We start from the raw sequence: 13,354 nt of genomic DNA on the forward strand, positions 1-13,354 counted from the left end.
GACGATTACAGCGACCCGGGCGAATCGATAGCATTCCCTCCTGTCCCTGTGCCGGCTGTGGGAAGAACTATGGTCGCGACCGAAGCGACTGTCCAGCTTGTAGCATCGATTGAGTCCCACCACAGGGGTCGTACCTCCCCGCTGACAATCAGCGAGTCACTCATAACTGACAGTGTGCCCCAGTTCTACCCGCTGACTCCGATCGAGAACAACAGGATATCAGGCTCACTTTGGAGGGGAATCAGACGAATACCGAATGGTACCCGTCAGGATTCCTCGATTGGGTTATCAGTATCAAACAGCTACCACTCTCCGCAGCGTCTGGCAGTTTGATGACCTAAATCACCATCAGTATTCACACCAGAGAGAAGGGAGAATATCCCGAGCTAGGATTTCAGACTGCTAAGTACTCGGCAACGGTATCCTCATCTTCGAGCGCCTCTGTACCCACCTCGTCGACGAGTTCTCCCCGTTCCATCGCATAGCATCGATCAGCTAGCTCGCGAATGACCCCGAGGTTCTGTTCAACGAAGAGGATGGTAGTGTTGAACTCCTGGTTTATCGTCCGCATATCCTCGCTGATACGGTCGATAATGGAGGGCTGGACGCCCTCGCTCGGTTCGTCCAACAACAGGAGATCTGGATCTCCGACGAGTGCTCGCGCGATTGCAAGCATCTGCTGTTGTCCTCCGGATAGTGTCCCGGCTTCTTGCGTGGCGCGTTCCTTGAGGATCGGAAACAGATCGTACATCTCGTCGTACAGCTTGGTCGAACTCTCATCGTTCACGAGTTCACCCATGCGAAGATTCTGCTCGACGGTCAGTTTCGGGAATACGTCCCGACCCTGTGGAATGTAACCCATTCCAGCACGTGCCCGAACATCCGAGGAAGCTCCCGTGAGGTCCTCGCCTCGGTACGTGACAGTGCCGTGGGTCGGTTCGAGGATACCGATGACGGTCTTCAATAGGGTTGTCTTTCCGACCCCGTTCTTCCCGATGACACCGACGATTTCACCGGCCTCGACAGTAAGATCGATGTTCCGAAGTACTGGCGTGGGACCGTAACCAGCAGTCACATTATCTAACTCCAGCAATGTCATCAACTGTCACCTCCGTCACCGAGGTAGATCCGCCGTACCTCTGGGTCCTGTTCGATATCAGCAGCTGACCCTTCGCGGAAGATATCTCCCTGGTGAAGGACCGTGACTGTATCCGCGATTTTGGCGACGAAATCCGTATCGTGTTCGATGACGACGAACGCGATTCCTCGCTCTTCGTTGAGCGTTCGTATCCGCTCCGCGATGCGGTCACGTTCATCGACCGAGAGACCGGCGACGGGCTCGTCCAGCAACAGGAGTTTCGGATCTAACGAGGCTGCCATCCCGATCTCTAGTTGCTGCTTCTGGCCGTGTGATAACGCACTGGCAGTAACGTTTTCGTAGCCTTCAAGCCCAGCAGCAGCGATTGTATTGTCGATCAATCGGTCTCGTTCGAGGCCATCTGCGAACTGTTGGATAGGGAGGCGAGCGTTTTCACGAACCGTGAGGTCGCCGTATACCGATGGAACCTGGAGTTTCATACTGATGCCACGCTGGACCCGCTCGTGCGGGGCCAAGTCTGTGATGTCGTGGGCGTCGTAGTAGATGCTCCCGCTGGTCGGTCGATACGTTCCGGTGATTAACTTCAGCAACGTCGACTTTCCAGCCCCATTGGGGCCGATGAGGCACCGGAGTTCGCCTTCTTCGACGGAGAACTCGGGTTCATCGGTTGCGGTGAAGCCACCAAACCGCTTCACCAGTTCGTCCGTCTGAAGAAGTGTATCGGTCCGTTCACCGGTCGCCTTCGCAGCGGCGGTCTGGCGGACGTTCGGTCCGAGGCTCTCGAGGTCGGTTTCGTGTTCAGATTCACTCATGAATCAGTTACCTCCGTCGATGCGTCGGGTGTTTCCCGCCCATCGATGTCAGCTGGGTTCGTGCGTTTCTGTACCATCCTGTAGACCCAGGGGACGAATCCTCCAGGGAGCACGAGGATGGTCACTGTCAGGAGCGCGCCGAGCAGGACGAGTGCGAGTTCGCCTTCCATCGATACGCGAATGTACTCGATTGCGATGGTTGCCACAATCGCGCCAAGGAGGCTCTTGCGGCCGCCGACGCTGACCCAAATGACGGGCAGAGTCGCGAACAGCAGCGTGAACACTGTCGGGTCGATGAAGACGTTTCGGGCAGCGTACAGGACTCCTGAGAGCCCAGCAAGAGCACCACCGAGTGTGAATGCCACGAACTTGACTTGGATGACGTTGTATCCGAACAGTTGCGTTCGGGTTTCGTCCTCGCGGATCGCAACCATAACACGCCCGTAATCGGAGTTGACCAGCACCCGCAGCCCAAGATAGGTGATTACCAGAATCGCCAACGCGAGGTAGTAGAACGGATCAAGTTCAACAATCCCCATACCCGGGACTGTGAGGAGAATATCGTTGTAGAGGAACTGGAACGAGAGTCCCTCGAAGCCAAGCGTGAGCAGCGGGATCCGGGGCATTCCATTGAAGCCACCGAGTGCTGCCTCCCCGATGGTCCACTCTGAGCCGGCCGTTTGAGCCATGAACGTGTGAAGGACCATCACGGTGACAAGCGTGATAATCGTGACGTAGACATCACGGACGCCGCCGTAGAACATGAAGTAGCCCAGCAATGCGGCTCCGATAGCGCCAGCCAGGATTCCAACGATGACGGCACCGGTGATTCCCTGTGGTGTCGCGAAGTTGATCGAGACGACCCCGAATGTGTAGCCACCGATACCGAAGAAGGCGACCTGGCCGAAGCTGAGGACTCCCGAGTAGCCCCATACGAGGGAAAGCGAGAGTCCGAGCAGTGCTAGGACGAGGAACAGTGAGAACTGCTGGGCGTTCCCGAAGACAGGGAAGACGAGCAACGCCAGTAACGCGACCCCGAATCCAGCCCAGAACATTTTGGAGTTACCGATGGTGTTCGGACCCTCGAGACGGTCTCGTAGCCGCGTAATGACCGACCGATTGGGTCCTGATTCGCTTACCGACATCTATTTGGCCTCCTGACGGCGGGTTCGGACCCGTTCGATGAATCCAGTGATGCCATCCGGAAGGAACCGTAGGGCCAGAATCGCGGTCACCAGGAGTGCGATACGACCGAAGAACGTCCCGTAGGTACTGGAGAACATGGCCTGGATAGCACCCAATAGCCCACCGGAAAGTGCTGTTCCGAGCACAGCACTCGATCCGCCGACGACCACTGCGACGAACGCTTCGACGAGGTAGTCACTCCCCATCGTGGGTTGCATGGGGGCGATCGGCGCGAAGAGCGCACCGGCCAAGCCGGCGACGCCCGATCCGATCGCGAACGTCGCCATGTACGTCCGTTCTGTGTCGACCCCGAGCGCTCGTGCCGTCGTCTCGTCTTGGATCGTTGCCCGGGCGCGCATTCCGTAGTCCGTTCGGGTGAACAGGTAGTACACGGCAGCGAGGATACCGATGCTGACACCCGCCAGAACGATGCGGTACGTCGAGTACGAGAACGACCCGTAGGAGACATTGCCGAACGGAGTGGCTATCTGATCCATCGAGTTCCCGAAGATAATCCGGGCTCCCTGAATCATGATTAGGCTCAACCCGAATGTGGCGACCATGGAGTCGGCCAATCGGTCGTAAAGTGGTTCGACGATGTCACGACCGATGGTTCGCTGGGCGAGCCAGTTCGGGAACGCACCAGAGATGATGACCCGTTCGACGAGCAGTCCGAAGATAGCCGTAGCGAACGCACCGACGACCATCGCGACCACCAGCGGGAGACCCAATTTGGTCACGGCGAGCGTTGTGGAGTACGCTCCGACGAGGATGAACTCGCCGTGAGCGAGGTTGATGATGCCCATGATCCCGAAGATGATGGCCAACCCCAGTGCTGCTAGGACGATGAACGCGAAGCTGTCGAGGAACAGGAACACCTGGTTGAGCCAGTTTACCATCCTTATTCCGCCTCCTCGTAGAAGTCAACCGGGGTGTACTGGGTCTGTTCGGCTTCTTCCCGAAGGTCACAGCCGACGGTCTCCGAGAGGAATTTCTCGGGGACCTTGAAGTCGTCTACAGCTTCGATGTTGTGTTCTTCGTCAGCCCGCAGGATCCACATGTGGTGGTCGACGTGGTGGGTGGCTCCATCAAGTTCAATCGTCTCTCCTGCCGGCGCTTCGGGTGCCCGTTCGGTTCCCAGACTGATGCCCGACTCGAGGGCCTCGATGACCTCCGGCTGTTCGAGCGTACCGGCCTGTTCGACAGCCTTCTTGTACATGTACGTCGAGAAGTAATTCGTCTCGGCCTCCTCGTTGAGGTATGGGGCATCGGGGTACTTCTCGAAGTACCGGTCGACGAATCCACCGTCGCCAGTGTTACTCTCTGTGGGAACTTCCTCCATGTAGTTGACGCCAGCGTAAATGTTCGCCATCGCGGGCGGATCGAGACGCCGGTGTTCGTACCCTTGGGCCATCGCGGTTGAGGTTCCGATAGGGATATCCAACCCAGCGGAGGCCTTCTGCTCGTAGAAGGACGTGTGGTTGGCGCCGACAAGCATCGACATAACGAAGTCCGGATCGGCCTGTTGAATGTTGTTGATGACCGATCCGAACGAGGATTCCTCGAGTGGGATGAATTCCTCGCCGATGACTTCTGCGTCGTTCTCGTTGGCGAGTACCTTTACCCAGTCAGCTGAGAGTTGACCGAAGTTGTAGTCTGCAGCGATAGTGTAGATCTCCGGGCCGTACTCCTCGCGGAGGTAGGGAAGCACGGTTCCGAGCTGCTGGCGTGCCGTTGGCCCGACTGCGAAGGTGGTCTTGTCGCAGACACCACCTTCGTACTGGGTCGTGTAGAAGTACAGTTGTTCGTTGCGGTTGATGATTGGCCGGATGGCTTCACGGGTCGCTGAGGAGTATCCAGCCCAGAGGACGTCGACCTCGTTCTCGTTGATCATCTCCCGCGTAAGTTCTTGGTATCGCTGATTGTCGGATTGAGGGTCGCGGCTGTAGACTTCGATCTCTTTGCCGTCGATGCCGCCGTTGGCGTTGATCTCCTCGATTGCGAGCATCGAAGCCTTGTATTTCGGGTCCCCGACCAAGGCGAAGTTCCCCGACTGATCTTCCAGCACGCCGATTCTGACCACGTCGCTATTTCTCGCTCCGCCGGTCGAGGCGCCTTGATTGTTTTCGGTTGTACACCCCGCGAGGCCGGCGACAAGTGACGCACCACCTGCCGTGATGAATCCACGACGGCTAACGGAAGGTCGCTTCATTTAGCACCACCCTTTCTCGTAGTGCACGTGTAAACAAAAAACGCTTCTTGGCCTAGCAACCCGGAACGATTTTCGAGCATAGTTGAACTTTCGTCCATTGTCACACCTCCGAGAATCGATGGTTCATAAATAAATTTTTCCACTTCAATATTATGTCTTCATTCGAATGTTCGCAATAGTATAAGGGGATTGTAGGCATAGCGAATTTTGGAATATGAAACTACCACATCGAAAAGTGGATGAGCATAGAATAAAGATTATATATCTGATATATGGATGGATGCAGGAGAGATATGAAGCGAGCGGTAGCCCCCTTTCAGGGATGGGGGATCAATGAGTAAATCATTCTTCTCGTTGGTTGCCTTTTCCAGGTCTCAATGACACCGGCCTGATGGGAGAGAATCTGGGTACAATAATTTCCCAGTCCAAGTAACAGGTGAATCTACAGAGAAGACTTGAACATCTAACTTTACTCGATTTTTCCCCTGGAGTATTCCCACGGAATTGTTAATACACTCCGCTTTTACCATACAAACGTAGGAATACTTCTGAACATAGTGAAAATATCGCCAGTATAGGTACGCTTTGTACTACCCGGTTCCCTCCTCCGTCTATGTTCGACACACTGTTGCACCTTGGTATCGAGCACACTGACTTCAGCAGGCCAATCGTCACCGCTCTCTTCGGGTTCGTCGCGGGAACTGGCGTCGGCCTTTCTGTAAACCGTGTCTCGACGGTGCTTCGCAATCGGGTCAAGAATACTGCAGAATGAGCCTGGCACTCAACTAATGCGAACTACACTTCAGCTCATCAAGTTGCGAACTCTCGGGCCATCTAGAGGAGGGTTCCAGCGGTGACAAATTTCGTCCCAGGGGAATTACTCGCCGGTGATGACCCGATCGAAATCAATACTGATCGAGAGACGGTGACCGTAAGCGTCGAGAACACAGGTGATCGTCCGGTCCAGGTGGGCTCGCACTTCCATTTCTTCGAGACGAATCCAGGACTTTCGTTCGACCGTGAGTCAGCTTACGGGATGCGCCTCGACATTCCTGCCGGTACCGCGATTCGATTCGAACCGGGCAGCGAACGAGATGTCGATCTGGTCGCCATCGCAGGAAATCGAATCGTGCATGGGATGGCAGGGCTCGTCGATGGTGAACTCGACGACGACGAGGTACGGGCTCGCGCACTCGAACGGGCGACCGAAGAAGACTACGTGGAGGAAAAAGAGTGACCCGAGAACTCTCCCGTCGTGAGTACACGGACCTCTTCGGAGCGACCGAGGGCGATCGGCTCCGCCTCGGTGATACATCTCTCCTGGCCGAGATTGAACAGGACCATGGAACGCCCGGAGATGAGGCCGTCTTCGGGGGCGGGAAGACGATGCGGGACGGCATGGGGATGCAGTCCGGTACGACGCAAGCCGAAGGAGCCTTAGACTGGGTTTATTCGAACGTCGTCGTCATTGATCCGATACTCGGTATTCAGAAGGGGGACATCGGTGTTCGTAACGGCCGCATCGCCGGTATCGGCAAAGCCGGGAACCCCGACACGATGGATGGCGTCGACGAGGAACTAGTTATCGGCCCGAGTACGGACACGATACCAGACGATGGCCTGATCGCCACCCCCGGTGCATTCGATATTCACGTCCACTTCAACAGCCCACAATTATTCGACCACGCGCTGGCCAGTGGCGTAACGACGATGTTCGGCGGTGGGTTTGGGGGCGGCGCCACCACGTGCACACCGGGGCCAAAGAACATACAGCGGTTCCTGCAGGCGGCCGACGAGTGGCCGATGAACGTCGGCTTCTACGGAAAGGGGAACAGCAGTCAGGTCGACGGCCTCCGCGAACAGATTGAGGCAGGCGCCTGTGGACTCAAACTCCACGAGGATTGGGGGTCAACACCAGCAGCGATCGATTCTTGCCTCGAGTACGCCGAGGAAGCTGACGTTCAGGTGTGCATCCACACGGACACGCTCAACGAATCCGGATTCGTCGAACGGACCTTCGACGCTATCGGTGAACGTGCGATACACACCTTCCACATCGAGGGTGCCGGGGGTGGGCATGCTCCGGACGTACTCGAACTCATCGGCGACGAACACATGCTGCCGTCGTCGACGAATCCGTCGATGCCCTACACGACGAATACCTTCGACGAGCACCTCGATATGGTGATGGTCTGCCACCACCTCAACCCGGACGTTCCGGAGGACGTCGCGTTTGCGGAATCCCGCATCAGGGCGGAGACGATCGCCGCTGAAGACGTACTTCATGACCAAGGGGCAATCAGTATGATGTCCTCTGACTCCCAGGCGATGGGTCGGATGGCCGAGGTCATCTCCCGGACGTGGCAGACGGCGGATAAAATGAAGAAACAGCGTGGTCCTCTCCCGGCAGATGAGGGGACTGACGCTGACAATTACCGCATCAAGCGATATATCGCGAAGTACACGATCAACCCAGCGATAGTCGCTGGCATAGATGACCACATCGGCTCGCTCGAACCCGGCAAAATGGCCGACGTCGTGCTCTGGGAGCCGGACTTCTTCGGCATCAAACCGAAATACGTCATCAAAGGCGGCTTCCCGGTATACAGTCAGATGGGTGAAGCCAACGGCTCACTCATGACCTGCCAGCCCATCAAGATGCGTCCGCGTGCAGGTGCGATGGGCACTGCAAAAAACGCTCTGTCAGTGTCGTTCGTCAGCGAAGCGGCATACGAGAACGGTGTCGATGACGCATACGGGCTAGAGACTCCCATTCGACCGGTCAGTGGAACGCGGTCAGTCAGGAAGGCCGACATGGTCCACAACGACTACTGCCCCGACGAAATCGAAATCGACGCTCAGACATTCGAAGTATCGGTCGACGGCGAGCACGTGACCTGCGAACCGGCCGATGAACTCGCACTCGCACAGCGCTACCACCTCTGAACCTATGAAACTCAATCCGAAAGAACACGAGCGACTGACAATCTTCATGGCGGCGGAACTTGCTCGCCGCCGGAAGGAACGGGGTATCAAGCTAAACTATCCGGAGACCGTCGCGTACATCTCTGACTGGGCATGCGAACGCGCTCGGGAAGGAATGTCGGTCGCAGAGATACGGAAGGAAGCGACGACGCTGTTGACTAGAGAGGACGTCATGGATGGGATTCCAGAGATGGTCGACATGGTTCAGGTCGAACCGATGTTTCCGGATGGGACGAAACTCGTGACGATTCACGATCCGATCCGGGCCGATACAAAGGAGCAACTGGAGGAATAATGGGGCACAGAGACGTCGCAACGGTTGGACTCGGCGGTCCCGTCGGATCGGGGAAAACTGCCATGGTGAAACGGCTGGTCCCCCGATTAGATGATGCTGGCTACAACGTGGGCGTTATCGCGAACGATATCATGACCCAGGAGGACGCTGATCGCCTTCGACAATCCTTCGATGGTGTTCTTCCGCCGGACCTCGTCGAAGGCGTCGAAACGGGAGCATGTCCCCATACTGGAATCCGCGAAGACCCCTCGATGAACCTCGCGGCCATCGACGAGTTCACGGAATCGTATCCGGAATTAGATGTCGTCCTGCTCGAAAGTGGTGGCGACAATCTCGCCGCTACCTTCAACCCAGAGTTGGCTGATTACTTCCTCTTCGTCATCAGTGTCGCAGAGGGCGATGACATCCCTCGCAAGCGCGGGCCGGGTGTGACGCAGGCCGATTTACTCGTCATCAACAAGACCGACCTCGCTCCACACGTCGACGCCGACCTCGAGGTGATGCAGCGTGATGCCGAGACGGTTCGCGGTGACGACCCAACTTGCTTCACTGATTGCAAGGCCGAGGAAGGGATCGACGACGTCGTCACCCATATCGAGGAGAGTGTGCTCTTCTCATGATGGCCGTCCCTGAAGCGTTCAGGTCGTACGGTGATGAACGCCTTCAGCAAGCACCAGCGTTCGGTCACGGCAAGGACGGTGTTTTTGAAGCTACGCTCGTGCGTGAGACAGGCGGTGAAACGCGACTGCTCCGCGATTACACGAAGGTTCCATACCACCTCACTGGGACACTGGACAACGACCCGGCACCTGGCTTGACTACTCTCTGTCTTCAGGAACCCACCGGAGGGGTGGCGCAGGGCGATCGCCATAGTATCAACGTCGAAGCACGAGCTGATGCCCGAGCCCATCTGACAACCCAGAGTGCGACGAAGGTTCACAGTATGCGGGCGAACTACGCTCATCTCGATGCGACCCTCGAGGCCGGTCCGAACGCACACCTCGAGTACCTCCCCGGGCCAACGATTCTCAACGAGGAGGCTCGGTGCCTCCAGACGACAACGGTCGACCTCGCAGAGTCTGGGTCCGTGATCGTCGGGGATCTCATGGTACCGGACGGACTCTCAGATCACGATCCGTTCTCGTTCGATCATTATCACACCCGGCTCGAAGCACGTCATGAGGAGCGTCTGATATGTGCAGATGCAGTAGACCTTCGACCGAGTGATCGCCAGCCACAGGACCCGGCGACCGTCGGAGAGTACGGGATCATAGGGACACTATACGTCCTGGCACCCTCAGAAGATGTCGAATCGATTTCCGACGCCATATACAATCAGTTGGCCGATAATGAGTCAACGGAAGCCGGAGCATCGGAGCTCCCGTACGGAAGTGGAGTTACTGTGCGTATCCTCGGCCATCGTAGCGCGGACGTGACTAACGCGATGACTACTGCCTGGGATACGGCGCGGAAAGCAATTTTGGGGGTCGGCGCACCTGCCGACCGGAGGTACTGATGCGACAAATCGACAGCATCACCGGCAACCGATACGATGACCCAGAACTCGACGCAGCAATCCATGCCCACGAGCAGGATGGCACCCTCGAACGAGTTGTTCTGGAGCTCGGCGACCGCAAGAAATCACGACTGCGCGTCGAGACAGACGCTGGGACCGACCTCGGGATTATCGTGGATCGGCCTGAACTCCGCGCGGGCGACGTGCTGTTCATCGATGAACAGCGGGCGGCGATCGTAACGTTCCAGCAACGAGAGGCATACGTCATCGAGTTACCAGAGCCAGCTGACGATGCGATGTGTATGGCGGTCGAACTAGGTCATCGGATCGGGAACCAACACTGGGATATCGCGCTTGAGGATCGAGCTGTCTACATCCCCGTCGAGGCAGACAAACACATCCTGGAAGATGTCCTCGAGAATTACATCCCAGGCGGGGCGTCGACCCGATACGAACAGGTAGACGCGGCCCTGTTCCTTGACCAACCTCGTAATCCCGAACCGGAGAAGCATGGCCATGAACACGAGCACAGCCACATTCATTCTGACCAGGGACACGAACACACTCATACCGACGCGGGAATCAACTCTCACAGCAACGAGACCGGCCATGAGTGACACGGCCTTCCTGACAGCGATGCGATTCGCGGATTCATTCCTCCCCGTAGGGACGTACACCTCGTCGTACGCTATCGAGCAGTACATCAACGAAGGTCGAGTCGAAACGAGTTCTGAACTCCGGTCACTCGTCGAGGCGTATCTCTGGCGAGTGATCGGCCCGGCCGAAACGGTAGCACTGGCGAACGCACACACTGCCGCAGCCGATGAGGATCTCGAGGGCATCGTCGCGGCCGATGAGCGGCTACATGCAGCAACGATACCCACGGAGTTCAGAGAAGGATCGACACGAGCGGGGAATAAGCTACTAGACCTCGTTACTGAGACGGATGAAACCTTGTTCGGTGGTAGCCCTGATTGCGGGACCGTTGCAGCATTCGATGAGGCCGTATCGACGAACGAGACACCAGGCAACTATCCAGTCGTGCTTGGTGTACTGACGCAGCGAGCGGGTATCGAGCGTCGAGAAGCGTGCCTGGTCGGGATGTACTCGTTCGCTTCTGATCTACTCGGTGCGGCGCAACGTCTCGGTCGCTTCGGTCATACAGACGTCCAGTCCCAATTGGCCGATCTCCTGCCGGTGATGGAATCGGTCTGTGACGAATACGCTGATTCGGAATTATCTGACTTATCATCATTTGCACCGCTAGCAGAGACGATGAGCATGAAGCACGAACGTGCAGACCGCCGACTCTTCATGAGCTAATTCAAGGGCATCGTCGAGAGTAGGTCACCAAGACACGTTGAGAGTTCATCTCGATATCGCCCGCTCAATTTGTTGGCCAGGGATAGTTGCACTGCCATTCACAGGAGAGGCCGGTGTCTCGCCCCCCGTCGAATACCATGAGTATAAACTGTATGCGATAAAAAATGTACGTCCATTTCCCTAATCTTGTTTTAGGATGATAATGTGGGGGTTTTATGTGCTCGGAGAGACCATGTGTCGGTGTAATGCTCGCAAGCCGCTCACGGGATGGAATCCCGGTGTTGCTCGCACCGAGTGTGCCCCTACAACCATCCTCTGAGGGGGTTGCTGAACCGTCGATGGCACGCACGGAGGTGTAAGATCAAAAATCAGATTCCACTACGTGAAACTCTGGTACCTGCCACTGTACCATAACAACCTGTCATGAATGCGTCAGGTATCTACCTGTACATATGGTACACGTCCGCGTAATCCCAGCGGGCACTAATCCGTTTTCGCGTCTGCAAGTTGCTCCATAGACACATCACTGGAGGGTTCTATCCCTCTATTCGACTTCACACTCCTGTAAGACAATAATCCAGATAGATCCCCCGCTAGTGAACATCTGCAATAGTAGGAGCCTATCATTTTCATCAGGTCTGGAAGGGATACAGCTTCCTGTAATCAAGGTCATCTCGTCACTCTGAAATCCACCTGTCCCTTATTCAACCGAGCCAGCGCTATTCACCTCCAAAATATAATATTTGCGCTGAAAACCATTCATCACATATGAATGTACACCTATTACTGTATTCAGACAATTATCCGACACTCTTTTACGGAATCTTTGTTTATATGCAAATACCGATAGCGCTCAACGAGAATTTGACTCCAGTAGTCCCATGGAGTCCTCATTTAGCACGCGCGATTACACCCAAAGAATCCATCCACAATGGCCACAACCGAACAAAACACCGAACCCCCTGAACTAGCGACCGAGTTTCGAGATGATCTCGACATCATCAAAGAAGAGTGCCTGTCACTCATCCGTTCAACCGTCACTGAAGCCGGTGCAGACGGCGTTGTCGTCGGATTGAGCGGGGGCATCGACTCCACGACGGCAGCCACCCTCGCTGTCGAAGCGCTCGGCAAAGAGAACGTCTATGGGCTTATCATCCCAGCCGACGCGAGTGATGACTCGAACATCAAGGACGCCCAAGACGCAGCCTTCGATCTCGGAATCAACTTCCGGACCGTTGACGTCCAGCCCGTCGTCGACGCGCTCACCGACACCATGGCGCAAGAGTACTGGCTCCGGCAGATGGCGGCACTGTCGTTCGGGTCGGATGAGGCGGTGCAGCTCTGCGATCCGATCAAGGACCGCGACGGCTACACCGAAGCGGTCGGCAACGCCACCGCCCGCGCCCGGATGATGGCGACGTACTTCGAGGCGAACCTCCGAGACCGCCTGGTCCTCGGCACCGGCAACCGCACCGAACTGTCGCTCGGGTATTTCACCAAGTATGGTGATGGAGGCGTGGACCTGCTGCCGCTGGGCGACCTCTACAAAACGGAGGTCCGGCGGCTCGCCCGACACCTGGGCGTCCCCGAGGACATCGTCGAGAAGCAGCCCACCGCCGGACTCTGGGCGGGCCAGACCGACGCCGACGAACTGGGCGCTCCCTACGAGACCATCGACGCGGTCCTCCGGGAACTAGTCGACGAGGGCTGCAGCGTCGAGCGGACGGCCGCGGAGCTCGGCCTCGACCCAGAACTCGTCGCCGAGTTCGAGGAGATGTACCGCGCGGCCGCGCACAAACGCGACGTCCCGCCGACGCCCGGGACGCACTTCAGCTGACGATGACCGTATCCGATATCGTGTCGATGGCAGTATGACTGGAGATTCCGGCAATCCGACTACCAATCTGGATAAATCAGTCACTCTCCC

At 56.8% G+C, this 13,354-nt stretch carries 14 protein-coding genes; 9 read left to right on the top strand and 5 right to left on the bottom strand.

Translation table 11 applies throughout. The features are described from left to right. Positions 1-394: 394 nt before the first annotated feature. Genes HWV07_RS09085 through HWV07_RS09105 form a run of 5 tightly spaced genes read right to left on the bottom strand, consistent with a single transcriptional unit; the run spans position 395 to position 5,308 of the window. Complete coding sequence (locus HWV07_RS09085) at positions 395-1,099, bottom strand: ABC transporter ATP-binding protein (protein ID WP_425487796.1); 705 nt, start codon at positions 1,097-1,099, stop codon at positions 395-397. Next, complete coding sequence (locus tag HWV07_RS09090) at positions 1,099-1,911, bottom strand: ABC transporter ATP-binding protein (RefSeq protein ID WP_178333997.1); 813 nt, start codon at positions 1,909-1,911, stop codon at positions 1,099-1,101. The genes HWV07_RS09085 and HWV07_RS09090 overlap by 1 nt, the downstream gene beginning before the upstream one ends. Further along, the gene (locus HWV07_RS09095) at positions 1,908-3,056 is read right to left on the bottom strand and encodes an ABC transporter permease subunit (protein WP_178333998.1); all 1,149 of its coding nucleotides are present in this window, start codon (positions 3,054-3,056) and stop codon (positions 1,908-1,910) included. Before HWV07_RS09095 ends, HWV07_RS09090 begins: the two co-directional genes overlap by 4 nt. Continuing rightward, a complete protein-coding gene (urtB, locus tag HWV07_RS09100) occupies positions 3,057-3,995 on the bottom strand; it encodes an urea ABC transporter, permease protein UrtB (RefSeq protein WP_178333999.1) in 939 nt (312 codons plus the stop codon). Between the two features lie 2 nt (positions 3,996-3,997). Further along, on the bottom strand, positions 3,998-5,308 hold the full coding sequence (locus HWV07_RS09105; protein WP_178334000.1) for an urea ABC transporter substrate-binding protein: 1,311 nt from the start codon (positions 5,306-5,308) through the stop codon (positions 3,998-4,000). A 613-nt stretch (positions 5,309-5,921) separates the two neighbouring features. Between HWV07_RS09105 and HWV07_RS09110 the strand changes: the two genes are divergently transcribed. The 9 genes from HWV07_RS09110 (at position 5,922) to nadE (ending at position 13,264) form a co-directional block, all read left to right on the top strand. Next, positions 5,922-6,080, top strand: a complete 159-nt coding sequence (locus tag HWV07_RS09110) for a hypothetical protein (RefSeq protein WP_178334001.1) — start codon at positions 5,922-5,924, stop codon at positions 6,078-6,080. An 81-nt stretch (positions 6,081-6,161) separates the two neighbouring features. Continuing rightward, complete coding sequence (locus HWV07_RS09115; RefSeq protein WP_178334002.1) at positions 6,162-6,545, top strand: urease subunit beta; 384 nt, start codon at positions 6,162-6,164, stop codon at positions 6,543-6,545. Then, complete coding sequence (ureC, locus tag HWV07_RS09120; protein ID WP_178334003.1) at positions 6,542-8,254, top strand: urease subunit alpha; 1,713 nt, start codon at positions 6,542-6,544, stop codon at positions 8,252-8,254. The genes HWV07_RS09115 and ureC overlap by 4 nt, the downstream gene beginning before the upstream one ends. A gap of 4 nt (positions 8,255-8,258) precedes the next feature. Beyond that, positions 8,259-8,588 carry an urease subunit gamma gene (locus tag HWV07_RS09125; protein WP_178334004.1) on the top strand — a complete coding sequence of 110 codons (330 nt, stop codon included), beginning with the start codon at positions 8,259-8,261 and terminating at the stop codon, positions 8,586-8,588. Then, positions 8,588-9,208 (top strand): urease accessory protein UreG, encoded by a 621-nt coding sequence (ureG, locus tag HWV07_RS09130; protein WP_178334005.1) that lies wholly within the window; start codon positions 8,588-8,590, stop codon positions 9,206-9,208. The genes HWV07_RS09125 and ureG overlap by 1 nt, the downstream gene beginning before the upstream one ends. Next, entirely contained in the window at positions 9,205-10,104 is a 900-nt protein-coding gene (locus HWV07_RS09135) for an urease accessory protein UreD (RefSeq protein WP_178334006.1), read from the top strand. Before ureG ends, HWV07_RS09135 begins: the two co-directional genes overlap by 4 nt. Then, on the top strand, positions 10,104-10,721 hold the full coding sequence (gene ureE, locus HWV07_RS09140) for an urease accessory protein UreE (protein WP_178334007.1): 618 nt from the start codon (positions 10,104-10,106) through the stop codon (positions 10,719-10,721). The genes HWV07_RS09135 and ureE overlap by 1 nt, the downstream gene beginning before the upstream one ends. Then, complete coding sequence (locus HWV07_RS09145) at positions 10,714-11,427, top strand: urease accessory protein UreF (protein ID WP_178334008.1); 714 nt, start codon at positions 10,714-10,716, stop codon at positions 11,425-11,427. Before ureE ends, HWV07_RS09145 begins: the two co-directional genes overlap by 8 nt. 1,072 nt (positions 11,428-12,499) lie before the next feature. Next, positions 12,500-13,264 carry an NAD(+) synthase gene (nadE, locus tag HWV07_RS09150; protein WP_246279859.1) on the top strand — a complete coding sequence of 255 codons (765 nt, stop codon included), beginning with the start codon at positions 12,500-12,502 and terminating at the stop codon, positions 13,262-13,264. The last annotated feature ends 90 nt before the right edge of the window (positions 13,265-13,354 follow it).

Origin of the sequence: Natronomonas salina (assembly GCF_013391105.1) — an archaeon.
Taxonomy (GTDB): Archaea; Halobacteriota; Halobacteria; order Halobacteriales; family Haloarculaceae; genus Natronomonas; species Natronomonas salina.

Excerpts from the sequence above, each read along its gene's own strand:
- HWV07_RS09135 (WP_178334006.1), top strand. The coding sequence starts at position 9,205 with ATGATGGCCGTCCCTGAAGCGTTCAGGTCGTACGGTGATGAACGCCTT.
- HWV07_RS09105 (WP_178334000.1), bottom strand. The coding sequence starts at position 5,308 with ATGAAGCGACCTTCCGTTAGCCGTCGTGGATTCATCACGGCAGGTGGT.
- HWV07_RS09125 (WP_178334004.1), top strand. The coding sequence starts at position 8,259 with ATGAAACTCAATCCGAAAGAACACGAGCGACTGACAATCTTCATGGCG.
- ureE (WP_178334007.1), top strand. The coding sequence starts at position 10,104 with ATGCGACAAATCGACAGCATCACCGGCAACCGATACGATGACCCAGAA.
- HWV07_RS09145 (WP_178334008.1), top strand. The coding sequence starts at position 10,714 with ATGAGTGACACGGCCTTCCTGACAGCGATGCGATTCGCGGATTCATTC.
- urtB (WP_178333999.1), bottom strand. The coding sequence starts at position 3,995 with ATGGTAAACTGGCTCAACCAGGTGTTCCTGTTCCTCGACAGCTTCGCG.
- HWV07_RS09110 (WP_178334001.1), top strand. The coding sequence starts at position 5,922 with ATGTTCGACACACTGTTGCACCTTGGTATCGAGCACACTGACTTCAGC.
- HWV07_RS09085 (WP_425487796.1), bottom strand. The coding sequence starts at position 1,099 with ATGACATTGCTGGAGTTAGATAATGTGACTGCTGGTTACGGTCCCACG.
- HWV07_RS09090 (WP_178333997.1), bottom strand. The coding sequence starts at position 1,911 with ATGAGTGAATCTGAACACGAAACCGACCTCGAGAGCCTCGGACCGAAC.
- ureG (WP_178334005.1), top strand. The coding sequence starts at position 8,588 with ATGGGGCACAGAGACGTCGCAACGGTTGGACTCGGCGGTCCCGTCGGA.
- HWV07_RS09095 (WP_178333998.1), bottom strand. The coding sequence starts at position 3,056 with ATGTCGGTAAGCGAATCAGGACCCAATCGGTCGGTCATTACGCGGCTA.